The organism is Neobacillus sp. SRL179 (genome assembly GCF_984799095.1).
Genome location: NZ_OZ481792.1, coordinates 2,982,373 through 2,998,549, shown reverse-complemented (window position 1 = coordinate 2,998,549; position 16,177 = coordinate 2,982,373). Strand labels below are relative to the sequence as shown.

The 16,177-nt window shown below is 35.8% G+C and carries 18 protein-coding genes and 1 pseudogene; 9 read left to right on the top strand and 10 right to left on the bottom strand.

Annotated elements, in window-relative coordinates:
• Positions 1-69: 69 nt before the first annotated feature.
• Positions 70-726 carry a molybdate ABC transporter permease subunit gene (gene modB / locus AC4E8C_RS14690; RefSeq protein ID WP_490212576.1) on the bottom strand — a complete coding sequence of 219 codons (657 nt, stop codon included), beginning with the start codon at positions 724-726 and terminating at the stop codon, positions 70-72.
• Positions 727-734: 8 nt separating this feature from the next.
• Positions 735-1,529 carry a molybdate ABC transporter substrate-binding protein gene (gene modA, locus AC4E8C_RS14685; RefSeq protein ID WP_490207404.1) on the bottom strand — a complete coding sequence of 265 codons (795 nt, stop codon included), beginning with the start codon at positions 1,527-1,529 and terminating at the stop codon, positions 735-737.
• A 163-nt stretch (positions 1,530-1,692) separates the two neighbouring features.
• On the opposite strand from modA, the gene AC4E8C_RS14680 reads away from it, so the two are divergent.
• Positions 1,693-2,163, top strand: coding sequence for an Hsp20/alpha crystallin family protein (locus AC4E8C_RS14680; protein ID WP_490207403.1), 471 nt, complete (start codon positions 1,693-1,695; stop codon positions 2,161-2,163).
• A 61-nt stretch (positions 2,164-2,224) separates the two neighbouring features.
• Here AC4E8C_RS14680 and AC4E8C_RS14675 read toward each other — a convergent pair whose 3' ends face one another.
• Entirely contained in the window at positions 2,225-2,467 is a 243-nt protein-coding gene (locus tag AC4E8C_RS14675; protein WP_490207402.1) for a YkuS family protein, read from the bottom strand.
• Between the two features lie 102 nt (positions 2,468-2,569).
• Between AC4E8C_RS14675 and AC4E8C_RS14670 the strand changes: the two genes are divergently transcribed.
• Positions 2,570-2,710, top strand: coding sequence for a YuzL family protein (locus AC4E8C_RS14670; protein ID WP_490207401.1), 141 nt, complete (start codon positions 2,570-2,572; stop codon positions 2,708-2,710).
• Positions 2,711-2,761: 51 nt separating this feature from the next.
• Here the strand turns inward: AC4E8C_RS14670 and AC4E8C_RS14665 are convergent, their stop codons facing one another.
• Positions 2,762-4,381 carry an ABC-F family ATP-binding cassette domain-containing protein gene (locus AC4E8C_RS14665; RefSeq protein ID WP_490207400.1) on the bottom strand — a complete coding sequence of 540 codons (1,620 nt, stop codon included), beginning with the start codon at positions 4,379-4,381 and terminating at the stop codon, positions 2,762-2,764.
• A gap of 383 nt (positions 4,382-4,764) precedes the next feature.
• Positions 4,765-5,367, bottom strand: a complete 603-nt coding sequence (locus AC4E8C_RS14660) for an SCO family protein (RefSeq protein WP_490207399.1) — start codon at positions 5,365-5,367, stop codon at positions 4,765-4,767.
• Between the two features lie 161 nt (positions 5,368-5,528).
• Between AC4E8C_RS14660 and AC4E8C_RS14655 the strand changes: the two genes are divergently transcribed.
• From AC4E8C_RS14655 to AC4E8C_RS14645, 3 genes and pseudogenes are all read left to right on the top strand, one after another.
• On the top strand, positions 5,529-5,924 hold the full coding sequence (locus AC4E8C_RS14655) for a CidA/LrgA family protein (protein ID WP_490207398.1): 396 nt from the start codon (positions 5,529-5,531) through the stop codon (positions 5,922-5,924).
• The gene (locus AC4E8C_RS14650; protein ID WP_490207397.1) at positions 5,908-6,585 is read left to right on the top strand and encodes an LrgB family protein; all 678 of its coding nucleotides are present in this window, start codon (positions 5,908-5,910) and stop codon (positions 6,583-6,585) included. Before AC4E8C_RS14655 ends, AC4E8C_RS14650 begins: the two co-directional genes overlap by 17 nt.
• A gap of 361 nt (positions 6,586-6,946) precedes the next feature.
• Positions 6,947-8,886 (top strand): annotated as a pseudogene (locus AC4E8C_RS14645) (endonuclease MutS2).
• A 106-nt stretch (positions 8,887-8,992) separates the two neighbouring features.
• On the opposite strand, the gene AC4E8C_RS14640 reads toward AC4E8C_RS14645, so the two are convergent.
• A complete protein-coding gene (locus AC4E8C_RS14640) occupies positions 8,993-9,133 on the bottom strand; it encodes a hypothetical protein (RefSeq protein WP_490207396.1) in 141 nt (46 codons plus the stop codon).
• A gap of 89 nt (positions 9,134-9,222) precedes the next feature.
• Between AC4E8C_RS14640 and AC4E8C_RS14635 the strand changes: the two genes are divergently transcribed.
• Positions 9,223-9,408: a cold-inducible protein YdjO-related protein gene (locus AC4E8C_RS14635; protein WP_490212575.1), complete on the top strand. Its 186-nt coding sequence runs from the start codon at positions 9,223-9,225 to the stop codon at positions 9,406-9,408.
• 83 nt (positions 9,409-9,491) lie between these two features.
• On the opposite strand, the gene AC4E8C_RS14630 is transcribed toward AC4E8C_RS14635, so the two are convergent.
• From AC4E8C_RS14630 to yhfH (AC4E8C_RS14615), 4 genes are all read right to left on the bottom strand, one after another.
• Complete coding sequence (locus tag AC4E8C_RS14630; protein ID WP_490212574.1) at positions 9,492-9,734, bottom strand: transcriptional regulator SplA domain-containing protein; 243 nt, start codon at positions 9,732-9,734, stop codon at positions 9,492-9,494.
• Positions 9,735-9,757: 23 nt separating this feature from the next.
• Complete coding sequence (locus AC4E8C_RS14625) at positions 9,758-9,949, bottom strand: hypothetical protein (RefSeq protein ID WP_490207395.1); 192 nt, start codon at positions 9,947-9,949, stop codon at positions 9,758-9,760.
• Between the two features lie 131 nt (positions 9,950-10,080).
• Positions 10,081-10,215: a protein YhfH gene (gene yhfH / locus AC4E8C_RS14620; RefSeq protein WP_490207394.1), complete on the bottom strand. Its 135-nt coding sequence runs from the start codon at positions 10,213-10,215 to the stop codon at positions 10,081-10,083.
• Between the two features lie 95 nt (positions 10,216-10,310).
• A complete protein-coding gene (gene yhfH, locus AC4E8C_RS14615; RefSeq protein WP_490207393.1) occupies positions 10,311-10,445 on the bottom strand; it encodes a protein YhfH in 135 nt (44 codons plus the stop codon).
• A gap of 290 nt (positions 10,446-10,735) precedes the next feature.
• Here yhfH (AC4E8C_RS14615) and AC4E8C_RS14610 point away from each other — a divergent pair, with 290 nt between their 5' ends.
• The 3 genes from AC4E8C_RS14610 to AC4E8C_RS14600 all read left to right on the top strand — a co-directional run bounded on the left by AC4E8C_RS14610 (position 10,736) and on the right by AC4E8C_RS14600 (position 16,162).
• Positions 10,736-12,886, top strand: coding sequence for a PAS domain S-box protein (locus AC4E8C_RS14610; protein ID WP_490207392.1), 2,151 nt, complete (start codon positions 10,736-10,738; stop codon positions 12,884-12,886).
• A 114-nt stretch (positions 12,887-13,000) separates the two neighbouring features.
• Entirely contained in the window at positions 13,001-15,076 is a 2,076-nt protein-coding gene (gene fdhF / locus AC4E8C_RS14605) for a formate dehydrogenase subunit alpha (protein ID WP_490207391.1), read from the top strand.
• A 243-nt stretch (positions 15,077-15,319) separates the two neighbouring features.
• Positions 15,320-16,162, top strand: coding sequence for a 3D domain-containing protein (locus tag AC4E8C_RS14600; protein WP_490207390.1), 843 nt, complete (start codon positions 15,320-15,322; stop codon positions 16,160-16,162).
• The last annotated feature ends 15 nt before the right edge of the window (positions 16,163-16,177 follow it).

Below are 16,177 nucleotides of genomic sequence, written 5' to 3'. Positions count from 1 at the left end.
TTTCTGTATCAACAATAAAATGAGGACATCCCGACAGGATCCACTTGGTCCTTTACCGGGATATCCTCTTTATTTTTTTGATATATTAGTTAGCAACAGCATCAGAAATGAAATAATCACCATAGAGAGAACTAATAGCCAGGCTAACTGCATATTACCAGATTCCATCGCAATATAAATGGCAGTAGGAGCTGTTTGGGTTTTGCCAGGTATATTGCCAGCAAACATGAGTGTAGCGCCAAATTCCCCAAGTGCTCGAGCAAAGCTAAGAATTACACCCGTAATAATAGATTTAACTGACAATGGCAGAGTTACGAGCAGGAATACATTTAGTTCATTCGCGCCATCAACCCTTGCTGCTTCTTCAATATCTTTATTGACTGATTCAAAGCCTATTTTCACGGTTTGATACATCAATGGGAAGGCCACTATTGTAGATGCAATCACAGCAGACATGGGTGTAAACATAATGGTTTGGTGAAATAAAATTTCTATAAACACTCCAACAGGACTATTTTTACTAAAAAAGAAAATTAATAAAAATCCAATCACAGTGGGAGGCAGCACAATAGGGAGCAATAGGAATGTTTCAACAAGCATTTTTCCCTTAAAGTTTTTCTTTGCTAAAAGTCTGGCTAAGAAAATACCTGCTAGGAATACTATTATGACCGAAATCGATGCTACTTTTAATGATAATAGTAAAGGGGACCAAAATTCATTTTGTATCAATGTCATCAATCCAATACTTTAAATCCATATTTTTTAAAAATGGCTTTAGCTTTTTTACTTTTTAAATAGTCATAGAAACGTTCTGCCTCTTTTTTGTGAGTGGTTGCCTTAATCATACCTGCTGAATATATAATTGGGTCATGGGAATCCTCGTCTGCCACTACTGCAACTTCAACTTTATCAGAAATATCTACATCTGTAATATAGACCATTCCAGCATCAACGCTTCCTGTTTCCACATAGGTCAAAACTTGCCGAACATCTTTCGTTTGAATAAGTTTGGGCTGTACTTCCTCCCACAGCTTAAAATGCTTCAGTGTTTGTTTTGCGTACATACCAGCTGGAACTGTTTCGGGTACACCAATCGCAACTTTTTCAATTTCTTTCTTTGAGAGATCTTGGATATTCTCTAAATGGGCTGGGTTTGCCTTATTAGTAATTAAAACAAGTTGGTTTCCTAGTAAATTTGACTGATTCTCTTTATCTATTAAACCCTTTTGTTTTAGCTCTTCAAATTGATCCTTAGCCGCAGAAATGAATATGTCTGTTGGGGCCCCTTGAATGATCTGTTGTTTTAACGCTCCAGAACCACCTAGGTTATACAAAATTGTAATGTGATTATTTGTATCCTCAAAGTTAGATTTTATTTCCTCCAATACATTTTTAAGACTAGCTGCTGCGGAAACAGTTACCTCAACATTTTCAGTCGAATTTAATTTTTTATTTGAGTGATCCTGCGAACAGGCCGTAACAACTCCTATTAAGAGAATCATGATCAGGTGTAAAATTTTCATTTTCATTCGTTATTTCCCCTCGGAAATTCTATTCTATTTCATTATTATAACGAAAGGAAACAGTTCAGTAAAAGAATTATTGGATTAAATATCGATAGAGATTCGTAATATGAAATAAGCAGCTCTAATAAATTAATTAGATAATGTGAGGGAAGAGGGGGGAGTACCAATGGACATGGAAAAATTAAAGCAATGGCTGGATTTGACTAAAAATATGCATGGAGGGGACTTTTGGAATAATATTTTTGAACAAGATTTTGCGAAGCAATTTACGAATGAAGAACAGTCTCACCAGGATCAACGTTCCCACAAAGAAAGGACCACCAAGTCTTACCCTGCATTTGAACTGTTAGAGGGTGAACAAGATGTTATGATCATATTAGACCTTTCGGGAGTATTGAAGGAAAATATAGAATTGGGTATAAACGGAAATGTACTAACCATTAAAGGGAGAGTTCTTCCAATTTATCCACAATTAAAAGTAACCTATTCAGAAAGATTCCTTGGCGAGTTCCAGAGGCAAATACCTTTACCTGATACAGTAAACCCGAAACAATTAACGGCAAAATTTTGGCATGGCTTATTGTTAATAAGTTATCAACGTACTATTGAACAAGGAGAAAGAATCCCCATTGATTAAAGTTCATTTCAACTTAATAAAAAAAGACTAAAGTAAAATCTCTTTAGTCTTTTAATCATCATTATTGCAGCCTGCTCTCAACCTGCTGGCATACTTCATCAGCAGACATTCCATTAGCATCAATAACAGAGCCTTTTGTGAAGGTATCCTGCATACCCATCACGTTTGAATCAAGGCCAGTTACAACACAGCAATCGCAATTTTGAGCATCTGATTCCTGCTTAAGTTCTACCACGTCATACCCTTTTTGCCTTAATGCTTGTTGAATATTTGTAAGAGATTGTTCTACTCCAACTTTTGCCATACAAAACACCTCCTCCTGTAGATTATCTTGCCTAAGTTTTAGGTAAATATTCGGTATAAATAGTGATTATTTACCAAAAGATAAGTGTGGGAGGTGTAGCATATGGGAAAACGCAGCAAACGAAAAGCTGACCCGTCCACCATTGGTCTGAACTCACCACAAGTTGAGGGACAAGGAACCACCAACATAGAAACAGGTTCGATCGAGGAGCCTTCTTCTCGAAAAAAACAAAAAAGAAGTTAAGAAAAGAGTCTGTCCAAAGAGGATGTTCCCTCCCAAGACAGACTCTAAATTTTATTTATACATTTCAGCTAATTGTTTTTGGACCTCTTCGTTATCTAAATATTCATCATAAGACATTTGCCTATCAACAAGACCCTTTGGTGTAAATTCAAAAATTCGGTTGGCAATGGTTTGAATAAATTGATGGTCATGTGATGAAAACAGCATTGATCCCTTGAAATTGATTAACCCGTTATTTAGAGCAGTGATAGACTCTAAATCTAAATGGTTAGTTGGTTCATCAAGAAGCAATACGTTAGCGCCGTTTAACATCATTCTTGATAGCATACAGCGAACTTTTTCTCCTCCGGATAGAACACTTGCTTTCTTTAAAACTTCCTCACCAGAAAATAGCATTCTTCCCAGAAACCCTCTCAAGAAACTTTCACTATCATCTTTTGGTGAAAACTGACGGAGCCAATCCACAAGATTTAAATCGCTGTTTTCGAAATACTCCGAGTTATCCTTTGGAAAATACGCCTGTGAAGTAGTGATGCCCCACTTATATGTTCCACTGTCTGCTTCCATTTCACCCATTAGGATCTTAAATAGAGTAGTTTTTGCCACCTCATTTGTACCAACAAGGGCAATTTTATCCCCTTTATTCATAAAAAAGCTTACGTTATCCAGTACCTTTATTCCATCAATGGTTTTTGTAAGACCTTCCACGCGTAATAAGTCGTTGCCTATTTCCCGTTCTGGTGTAAAGCCTACAAATGGGTAACGACGAGATGATGGTCTGATATCGTCAAGAGTAATCTTATCTAACAGTTTTTTACGAGAGGTTGCCTGTTTGGATTTAGAAGCATTTGCACTAAATCGGGCGATAAAGGCTTGCAGTTCCTTTATTTTTTCTTCCTTCTTCTTGTTTGCATCTGAAGTTAATTTAGATGCTAATTGGCTTGATTCGTACCAGAAATCGTAATTTCCAACATAGATTTGAATCTTGCTAAAATCCAAATCAGCAATGTGTGTACAAACTTTATTTAAAAAGTGACGATCATGGGATACAACTATAACGGTATTTTCAAAGTTAATTAAGAAGTCCTCGAGCCATTGAATAGCTTTGATATCCAAGTGGTTAGTCGGCTCGTCCAAAAGTAATACATCAGGTCTGCCAAATAAAGCTTGTGCTAGTAAGACTTTTACTTTTTCTGAACCTGTTAGTTCTGCCATTGTTTTATAATGTAGGTCCTCACCGATTCCAAGACCCTTTAATAGGATGGCTGCTTCTGGCTCAGCTTCCCATCCATTTAATTCAGCAAATTCCCCTTCAAGTTCGGCTGCTTTCATACCGTCTTCATCAGTGAAATTTTCTTTCATATAAATTGCATCTTTTTCTTGCATGACCTCATAAAGTCTTGCGTGACCCATAATAACCGTTTTTAATACTTCAAATTCCTCATACTCAAAATGGTTCTGTTTTAATACAGCCATTCGTTCATTTGGTCCAAGTTGAACTGTTCCTGTTTGTGCTTCAATTTCACCAGATAATATTTTTAAAAATGTAGATTTTCCAGCTCCATTTGCACCGATTAGACCATAGCAATTACCAGGTGTGAACTTAATATTTACATCCTCAAATAACTTGCGGTCACCATATCTTAAACTTACGTTACTAACAGTAATCATATTAAAATCCTCCAGAACACAAAATATCTATTAATTATACCATCAATGAGGCAGAAGAGCGAATCCCATTTACAAAAATGATTATTTTAACAGATAACAAGAAATTTTTTCTAAAAAATTTTTTCCATATTCACACTTTATTCATATTTTTGTTGTAAAATTGGATTAAGATGTATTAAAGAGGGTGAAAAGTATGGCAAAAAAACAGCTTACTGAACTCGTAAACAAATTAAAGAGTGCCGGAATAAAAGCGAGTCTAACTAAACCAAAGTCTAATTACCTTTTATCTTTGCAGCAAATTAAAAAATATCCTTCATCCGTGAATTAAAATTAAGAGTGTACATTAAAAAGCGATTAATCCTTTCGATTAACCGCTTTTTTTATTAGTTTATTTTATCAATAATTTTTTTGTAAACTTCTTGTTTATTAAAATAATTACCCATCGGAAATTTAGCAATAAATTTGTTGTTTTCATCAACCAAATAGGTAAAGGTTGTATGGATAAACTGACCGTCACCCGGGTCTTTGTATTGGAATTGCAGTGCATTTGTAATTTTCCGAAGCTCTTTTTGAGCTGCTTTTACATTTTGTTTTTCTCCTGTTAAGAATAACCAGTTGTTGTCATTAGCTAACCCAAATCCCTGCTTATACTCTTGTAAGATCTCAGGGGTGTCCCGATAGGGGTCAATCGTAATGGTGACAAACTCAATGTCTTTTCCATACACTCCTTTTTTCATTAAGTCCTTTTTCAATCCGACCATCTTTTGTGTTGTGGTTGGACAAATATCAGGACAATGGGTGTAAATAAATTCGATTAACTTTAATTGGGTTTTATCTTTTCCAAAAATATATGTATCACCATTTTGGTTAATCAAAGTGACATCTGCTGGAATGGACGCATTTGCATCGCGGATAAGAAAAAAAGAAATACCTCCGGCAATTCCAAGGAAAACAGCAAGACAGCAGATAAGATAGATTTTTTTCATTACGATCCCTCCTAACAATAAGATAAATAAGTTTTATTAAAAAAGATATGGATATTATGTGAACAAAAGTTGATGTTTCATATTCGTTATTCCTTTATAATGTATAGTATGACGTAAATTGATAGCTGATTTTATTGTTTGGGAAGATAGGTGGTAAGAGTATGGCGAAAAGAGTTTGGAAATTTACTGTGCAATTGTTTATTCTAATCATAATCTATCAGGCTGGAAACATCATTGCCCAATTTCTACGACTGCAAATCCCAGGTAATGTTATTGGAATTGTGCTTCTTTTTGTTTTGCTTTGGGCAGGTGTCATAAAGGTAGAACAAATTGAATTTGCCGCAGGTTGGTTAATAAAGCATCTTGGATTCTTTTTTATTCCCATATCTGTTGGTCTTATGACACTTGGCGATATAATCAGAATAAATGGATTGTCCCTCTTAATCATACTTATTGTCAGTGCTTTTATTGGAATTGTGACTGCAGGTAAAATGACACAAACAGTTATATTATTTAGTAAAAAGGAAAAAGTGGAATACCATGATCACGCTCTATAGTATCTTAATCACAGTTGTCGTCTACCTAGGTGTCCGTTTTTTATCAACTAAATATGCAACGCCATTAACTAGTCCAGTTTTCTTAAGTACAGTTGTGATTATTACATTATTACTTGTTTCAAATATTTCATATGAAGAGTATACGCCTGGGAAAAATATCATGACCTATCTACTTGGTCCGGCTACTGTTGCACTGGCTGTTCCAATCTATAAGAATAGGAACTTATTTGCAAGATATTTAGGAGCGGCTATAATTGGGCTGTTAATTGGCAGTATTACCACTATTACAGTTGCTATTTTACTAGCAAAGGGGATGCAGCTTTCAAAAATGTTCCTTCTGGGTTTAACCGTTAAATCTGTTACTGTTCCAGTGGCTACAGAAATAGGCAGAATCATTCACGGCAATATTTCTTTGATTGCTTTATATGTGATCGTGACAGGTATGATTGGGGCAATGTTTGGGTCAAAGCTTTTGAACTTGTTTCATATAGACCATCCTTTTGCGCGCGGACTTGCCATTGGTACTATAGCCCATGGGATAGGAACGGCTGAGGCCGTAAAAGAAGGAGAGATACAAGGTGCTGTATCAGGGGCTGCGATGGGGATTGCGGCTGTGATAACCTCGTTTATCATTCCATTTATTATTAAATTTATTATTTAAGTTGAATGATAGTTGACAAAAATGGATCATTCACGTATTCTTTAGAAGAATTTAATTTTTCTAATAAAGGGGTATGTTTTATGTTAGGTGTCGTTCTTAACTAATCCAATCAATTGGATAGGTTCTTTCCATATCTCCACATTCAACTTTAGTTAAATGAGGGCTTATTTAGTTATGGAATGAAGTTAAGAACAATGGGCAAACATAAGCATGCATCTTTTTCCAATGTAGCTGTGTACACTCGTGTAGACAGTTTTTATTTTGGGTGAATTTAGCGTGAATAATGGGTGGAGTTCCACTCATTGAGGCCGCAATGACATTGTTCATTGCGGCCTATTTTCATTTTAGGAGGCTAAAAATAGTGAACAAACATACTTTTAAAACACTAGATTTCCAACAAATTACGGACACCATTTCTACTTTTGCTCTTACGAGGGAGGGAAAGGAAAAGATTGACTCCATTGCCCCTTCATCTAATATAAAACAAATTGAAGCGTGGCTGGATGAAGTGTCCGAGGCCGTTGAAATTTTGAAAAAAAGTGCTAGTGTTCCGGTCCATGGCTTAGAAGGAATGTCTTCAATTTTAAATAATTTGAATAAAGGTTCGGCACTAAGAGTTGACCAACTAGCAAAATTATACGATTTTCTTGATTGCTGTGGAAAAATGCGTAGATATATGAGGGACAAAGCATTTTATGCACCAAGGGTTTCTGCCTATGTTGAGGTGATTGATGAATTACCTGAACTTGCAGCAGAAATTAATCGCTGTATTCGAAATGGTCGTGTAGATGACTATGCAAGTAAGGAATTATTAAAAATAAGAAAGCAAATCGCCATTCATGAGGAGCGTTTTAAGGAAAAGACGATGCAGCTAATTCGTTCCAATAAATATAAAAGCTTTTTACAAGAGCATGTGATTAGTCAAAGGAACGGCAGATATGTCATTCCAATAAAAAAAGAATACCGTAATAAAATAAAAGGAACGGTCCTTGATACGTCGTCATCAGGATCCACTCTTTTCATTGAGCCAGAAGAATGGACAGTTTATCAAGATCAATTAACATGGCTTTTAAACGATGAAGAAGCAGAGATGGAGAAGGTTTTGAATTATCTAACAGGACTGGTTGAGGGAAGGGAACAGCAATTACAATTAGCAGTTGAAACCATGGTTCATTATGATTTTTTATTTGCAAAAGCCAAGTATTGCCGTTCAATTAGCGGCGCAAGAGTGGGGATTAATGAAAATGATGAATTAAAGCTAATTCAAGCAAGGCATCCCCTCCTAGGAGAAAAGGCAGTCCCATTATCATTTGGATTAGGTAAAGAGGAACATGCCCTAGTTATTACTGGACCGAATACTGGCGGGAAAACAGTGACAATAAAAACTGTCGGTTTGTTATCCTTAATGGTTCAATGTGGGCTTCTTATCCCTGCAGCCAAAGAGAGTAATCTAAAAATTTTTGATCGGATTTTAGTCGATATTGGCGATGGACAAAGTATTGCAGAAAATTTAAGTACCTTTAGTTCAAGAATTGTCAATATAATCGATATTTTGAAAGAAACCAATGATCGCACATTAACTCTTTTAGATGAATTGGGCTCTGGAACTGATCCTGGAGAAGGTATGGGACTCGCAACAGCTATCTTACAAACATTGTATGACAAGGGAGCAACCATATTAGCAACCACACATTATAGCGAGATAAAAGACTTAGCCGAAACCCATGAGGGATTTATTAATGGCTCAATGGAATTTGATCTCCGTTCACTGGCCCCTACCTATCGCTTAATAATAGGCAGTGGGGGAGAGAGTCAAGCGTTTGCGATCGCTTTAAAACTTGGTATGCATCAAAAATCATTGAGAGAGCACATTCCATTACTTACAAGGAAGAAAAAAAATATGTGTCTGATGAATTGGATTCCAGGAAACTGAAGGAATTAGAAAAACAAGTGATAATAAATAAATATCAACATTTAATCAAGAAATCGAAATCAGATATCAGTGTTCCAGTTTACCATCAAGGTGATAATGTGAAGATTTCACCAAACAATGAATTTGGTATCGTATTTTCGGGACCAGATCAATTTGGTCATTATATCGTCCAAGTAAAGGGAGAAAAGATTTCAGTCAACCATAAAAGAATCCAATTATATATTGCAGCTTCGGAACTTTATCCTGATGATTATGATTTCGATATTATTTTTCAATCAAAAGAAAATCGCAAAAAAAATAAACTTCTTTCAAAAGGACATGATGACTCGATTACAATTCATTATAATGACAACAATCATTTACGGTAACAAAATGAGATGAATTCATATTTACCGAATTCTAAAAAAACAAAGATCACTCATTAGGTTGGAACCCTTTGAGCGATCCTTTTTTTATTCCACCTTAACTGATGGTTTACTTGTTTTTATTAGTTAAATATTGAGTAGCAAGAATAGACTTTACCTCATTATAACTTAATCCAGATTGGCTGTTTAATCGTTTTACTTCATCTATGTCGGTTCCAACCTTTGTAAATTGTTTATGTTTAGAAGTCATGTTTTTCTAATCCTCCGTAACTTAGATGATTTTACAGAAATGAAATGGCACTTTTTTGTGCATACTAGTAAAAAAAGGAGGCGGTTCCCATTTTTTACGGTAAAAGGGCTAAAGAAGAAGAAATTGAAACGATTCTTGTGGACACTGAAATTTACTCCTGCATGGATGATGCCTGTATCGGGTGGATGAGGAAGGATTTTGTGGCGGAAGACTTGCTCTGTCCAATGTGTGGCAATCAAATGTTACAGGAAATAAGAGAGCTTCCAAAGATTTAAATAGAACTAGGGATGTCCCAAACAAAATGTCAGACCCCTCATTCATATGTAATGAGCGGTCAGACGATTTGGGGGTCCCTTTTTTATTCTTCTCCAAAATCAAGAAAATGGTCGTCGTATGCTTTTTGCGCTGCTTCTGAAGTAGAAAACAATGCATCATCGTCTTCAATCACATGAAAGGTTTCATTTAGAAACAATGCAAGAGCATTTGGGTCTTTTGGATGTTCAACTATTTCAGCTGCTTTAATATTTGCTACAGAGGGTACATGCGGATTTCGATAAATGACAAATACTTCATCACCGGGTTGAGCATTAGTGATATCAATTAGGCTCAATTATAAACCCTCCTTTATAAATTTTCATTTTGTTGGCGGATTTCATCACCGCTAATTATGGTGTTAGCTTCTTCAAGAAACTTATGCTCATCTACGGAATCTCCTGGGACACTTTTTTTATTTGGGAAAGTTGCCCCATTATTGATTGTCATTTGCTGATTTTTAGCTGATGGTGTTATATAATCTTCATTAGTTGCTCTAGCCATAAAAAAATCAACTCCTTATTTAAGGTTTTACATAGTGATGTGAGATTATCCCTGCCTAAATATCTCCAAAACGGAAATATAATGCATTTTGCAAGCAAAAAAAGCTCTCCATTTCTGGAGAGCTTTTTAGTTTATTCTTCTCTTTTAGCTAAACAACGATCGCATTCCATTAAGTAACTTTCAGCTTGTTCCTCCATATGATGGCCACACTCTGGACATTCCTTTTTAGGTAACGTACGAAAAAATTCAACTGGACTCATTAACATATTAAATCTCCTCCTTTATTAGTACAATTCACTTTGATATCAATTGTTGTAGTACAGTATGAACAAAAAAGAAAATTTCTGGAGAGCTTTTAGTTTTATTCTTCTCTTTTAGCTAAACAACGATCGCATTCCATTAAGTAACTTTCAGCTTGTTCCTCAATATGCTGGCCACACTCTGGACATTCTTTCTTAGGTAACGTTCGGAAAAATTCAACTGGACTCATTAACATAAATAAAACTCCTCCTTTATTAATACAGTTTATTTTTAATCGACTTGTTATAGTACAGTATAAACAAAAAAAGATAAATTGTGTAGACTTATTTTAAAAAAAATTGCAATTTTTTTAAAATAAGTCTTTTGTCACACGATGCTTTATTACCCTAATTTCATATTAATAATTAATATTGGATGAAAAAGGATTAAATAAAGGGTGGAATAAAAATAATTGCTTCCAAAAGGATCTTATTTACATTACAATCATAGTAGAAAAACATTGTTAAATCGGGGGAATGCTGTTTAATGAATACAATGTTAGGAACTTTTCATCCCTATTTTATAATTGTCGCTATTGGTTTAACCATTATGGCATCCTATACAGCATTAGATATGTTTACCTTAATTAGGTCATCCAACCAAAATAAAAGGATTTTATTTCTCGGTGGAACGTTCTCCATGGGAATTGGAATATGGGTAATGAATTTTATGGCCTTTATTTCTTCTGATGCTAATCGCTTTGCAAATTACCATATTCCACTCACGATTCTGTCTATATTTATTGGTATAGCTTTTACTGGCATGGCTTTTCTGTGGTTTTTTGGAAGGACGATTACATTCTATCACCTGCTATGTGGGAGTTTATTTTTAACATTTGCTGTTATTGCCATCCAAATAATTGGTTTTTATGCATTATATGAAAACATTTCGTACAATTTAGGGATATTAATAGTTTCAGGATTATTAATCTTTGGCTCCTTTTTGTTTTCTTTGTGGATTCTTTTTTCTTCAAGCTATTCACATAGTAACCAAGTGTGGCTTAAACCTATTAGTGCACTGATTATTTCTGCTGCTATAGCAGAAGGGCATTTCTTATTTAAAAGAGCAGTCATAACAACAACGGCTGCTGTAAAAGAGACTAATGCAGATAGTCAATTCTTTATATTCCTGGTCTTATTTGTATCCGTTCTAATCATTGGAGGACTGATTATATCGAGTACACTCATTAGTAAACAATTAGCAACTACTGATACAAATCTTAAGGATATAAAAGCGGCTCTAGATGCTTCTACCATCGTTGCTATTACGGATGCAAATGGAATTATTACTTATGTTAATGATAAATTTGAAGAGATATCAAAATATACGGAAGAAGAAATTTTAGGAAAAAACCATCGAATACTTAATTCTGGTTATCATTCAAAAGAATTCTTTCAAGATTTATGGAGTACAATTAAAGCAGGGAAAATATGGCGGGGAGAAATTAGAAATAAAGCCAAAGATGGCTCGTTTTATTGGGTAGACACAACGATCGTTCCTTTTCTGAATAAAAAGGGAAAACCAATTCAATATATTGCCATTCGATCAGATATTTCCAATAGGAAACATGCGGAAGAGCATCTTAAAGAGATGATTAAAGAGAATATTGATATTAAATTTGCCCTAGATCAATCCACGATTGTGGCATTTACTGATGCTAAGGGCAAAATCACTAGTGTGAACGATAAGTTCTGTGAAATTTCCAAGTATAGTCGGGAGGAAATACTTGGGCAAGATCACAGAATTCTTAATTCAGGCTACCATTCTAAGGAATTCTTCAAGGAACTTTGGAAAACCATCGGAACCGGAGTAGTGTGGAAAGGTGAATTACGGAATAAAGCAAAGGACGGGACCTATTATTGGGTGGACACCACCATTGTCCCTTTTTTAAATGAACAAGGTAAACCCTATCAATACCTTGCCATTCGTAATGACATAACGGAACGGAAGAAGACTGAGGAGGTCCTTCACCGCCAAGATAAACTTGCTGCTGTAGGACAGCTTGCTGCAGGAGTGGCACATGAGATTCGAAATCCACTGACTTCCATGAAAGGATATGCAGAGTTTTTACAGTTGGACGAAAAAGATCCAGAACGCCAAGAATTTTTGAATATTATCCTTGATGAAATAGAACGTGTTAATACAATTGTTGAGGATTTTATGGTATTAGCCAAACCTAAAGCTGTCGAGTTAGAAGAAAAAAATGTCGTTCCAGTAATCAGAAACGTTGTCTCCCTGCTGGAATTTGAAGCAAGGAAAAAGAATGTTCGTTTGACCTTTAATTGTAATCAAGAAATCATTCAAATTGAATGTGATGAGAATCGTTTAAAGCAGGTATTTTTAAACTTCATTAAAAATGGAATAGAAGCTATGCCAAACGGCGGTGATTTACACGTTAATACCATCATTCAGGATCATAATGTACAAATTTCTATTCAAGATTCAGGTGTTGGCATTTCTCAAGAAAAATTAAAAAAGCTTGGGGAACCTTTTTTCACAACAAAGAAGAATGGAAATGGGTTAGGGCTAATGGTTAGTTTCAAAATCATTGAGAGCCATAATGGCAAGGTGTTTGTTGAAAGTGAGCCTAATAAAGGAACAACCTTTAATATATTATTACCGGCAAGGACGGCATAAAAAACGGGAGATTCTCCCGTTTTTTATTTTTTAAATTAATTAAAATATTTTTAAAAAATCACTCTACAATCAATATAAATAGATTAATATAGTTATATAGGTAGAAAAGTTGTAATGGGAGGGAAAGTAGTGGGAGAACCTAATTTTGTAAAGACGATTTGTGGATATTGTGGAACTGGTTGTGGTTTAGTGCTCGAAGTCCAGGATAACAAAATTACGAAAATCCGTGGAGACAAAGAAGCACCAGTAAATAAAGGGCAAACTTGTGTTAAGGGTGCATTTGCTTATGAATATGTACATGCAAAAAACCGATTAACATCGCCGCTCATTCGTAAAGCAGGGCAGCTAGTTGAGTCAACATGGGAAGAAGCCTATCAATTAATTGCCAGTAAGTTATCAGCTATTAAAACAACTTATGGTCCCAATGCGATTAGTATGTTTGCTTGTGCTCGAAGTACAAATGAATCAAATTTCATTACACAAAAGTTTATGAGGACTGTTATTCAAAGTAATAATATTGATGGCTGTAACCGAACGTGACACGCTCCTAGCGTTGCCGGTCTGGCAACTGTTTTTGGAAGCGGTTTCCCTACAAATACACTTGAAGATTTTGATAAGGCGGAAGTTTTACTATTAATGGGTTCAAACACAACAGAGGCACATCCTATTATTGCAAACAGAATGAAAAAGGCAGCAAAATCAGGGCTGAAAATTATTATCATTGACCCGAGAAAAATCGATATGGTGAAAGTTGCACATCGACATTTACAAATCAATGTTGGGTCAGATATTGCCTTAATTAATGCGTTTATCCATATCATTCTAAAGGAAGGTTTATATAATCCTGAATTTATTGAACAATTTACAATTGATTTTGATCGTCTAGCAAAACAAGTTGAACCCTACACTCCTGAGTATGCCTCAATGATAACAGGCGTTAAAGCAGACGATATTATCGCCACTGCAAGAGAGTATGCTGCATCTAGTGGCTCAATGATTGCCTATACCCTTGGGATTACTGAGCATCATTGCGGGGTCAATAATGTCTTTGACATTGCTAATTTAGCTTTATTAACTGGAAATATAGGAAAACCAGGTTCCGGGATTATGCCATTAAGAGGGCAAAATAATGTTCAAGGTGCCGGGGATATGGGCTGCTTACCTAATCAATTAGCAGGTGCAATGAGTTTGGCAAATGATGAGTTTAGAGCACGTTATGAAAAGGAATGGAAGGTCCAATTAAATCCGCAAGCCGGAGATACTCAAACACGTACCTTTGATCGTTTGGAAATGGGAGAATTAAAGGCTCTTTACTGTATCGGAGAAAATCCGCTTCTTGCTGATGTTCATATGAATCATACAAAGACATTATTTGAAAAGCTTGACTTTCTAATTGTCCAAGACATTTTCTTAACGGATACAGCTAAAATAGCAGATGTCGTTTTGCCAGCCCGCTCCTGGGGAGAAGTGGATGGAACCTACACAAATACAGATCGACGAGTTCAACGGGTTAGAAAAGCAGTTGCTGGCCACCTTAATACAAAGGAAGACTGGGAAATTCTTTGTGAACTCTCAACACTTATGGGCTATCCAATGCATTATAATAATAGTCAGGAAATTTGGGATGAGGTTAGAAGACTTGCCTGGGAGATGTATGGGGGTATTTCCTATGAACGACTTGATAAGGAGTACAGTATCCATTATCCTTGTCCAGATGAGAACCATCCGGGAACCTTGATTATGCATGAACGGTTCCATAATCAAGACCCAGTTGTGAAAAAGTCACCATTTGTACCAGTGGACTATACCGAACCATTAGAATTACCTGATGAAGATTTTCCGTTTACGTTAACAACCGGGCGGCGTTACGAGTCCTATAATACACATATGCAAACTCGTCATTATGCAACAGGTGTTAAAATAAAACAAACAGAGGAAACAGTTGATATTCATCCCGAAGATGCACAGGCTCTAGGAATAACCGATGGTGAAATGGTCCAGGTCAGATCCCGAAGAGGGGAGCTGGAAGTGAAGGTAAAAGTTACAGAACAAGTGGTACCTGGACTCGTTTTTATGAGTTTCCATTGGAGTGAAACACCTACGAATGTTTTAACGCTGAATGAGTATGACCCAATATCAGGTACAGCTGAATATAAAGCTTGTGCGGTTGCAATTTCAAAGGTTAATTAATTAAATAGTTATGTTAGAATAGTGCGGAAGTAATCTGCGCTATTCTTTTTTGGTTAAATTTATACTGAAAGTTAAAAATACCCAGTTATATGGATTAGAATAGAATTTCCAATTATTTAGAAATACTATTGTAATATAATTGCCATCCTTGTAAACGAATTAACATACCCCTGTTCTTTGTATCAAAAAAAACCATGTTATGATGAGTACAGTTAGCAGCGAAAGAACATGGGAGGTAAAGAAATGCTCAAAAAACTAAAAACATTATTAGCAGTTGCTGTACTCTCAGGGACTGTAGGCTCTAATGTACAAGCGGCAGAATTAACAGTCCAAAAAGGTGACAATCTTTGGGATCTGTCAAAAATCCATCATACATCTGTTGAGAATATCCAAAAATGGAACCATCTTTCTACGGACCTTATCCATCCAGGAGATGTATTAAAAGTAGCAACAGAAAAACAATACACAGTTCAGCAAGACGATACTTTGTGGGATGTAGCTGTAAACTACCAAGTTTCAGTTAATCAGATAAAGGAATGGAATAAATTAACAACAGATCTTATTCATCCAGGACTAAATCTTATCATTTATGATGCATTACCTGAAAAAGTGAAAAATGTTGATTCGGCAACAGAATCACCAGAGAATGATAAGTTGACAAACAATGACTCAGCTCCTATTGAACCTGTAACACAACCACAGGTAACAAAAAGTGAAACAGTAAATGAAACTTCACAAGCAAATGAAGCTCCTGACACACCCGAAATAACTGAAAAAAGTAATGAAGACAATACGAAAGAAATAACGGTTAAGGCTACTGCCTATACCGCTTCATGTGAAGGATGCTCCGGCACGACAGCTACAGGCGTTGATTTAAATGCTAACCCCGATGCCAAGGTGATTGCTGTTGACCCATCTGTCATACCGCTTGGAAGTAAAGTATATGTAGAGGGATACGGCGAGGCAACAGCCGCTGATACCGGCGGAGCCATTAAAGGAAATCGAATTGATGTCTTTATCCCAACTGAACAAGATGCTCTTAATTGGGGTAATAAACAAGTAAATGTCACAATCATAAACAATTGATAAAAAAACTGCCTA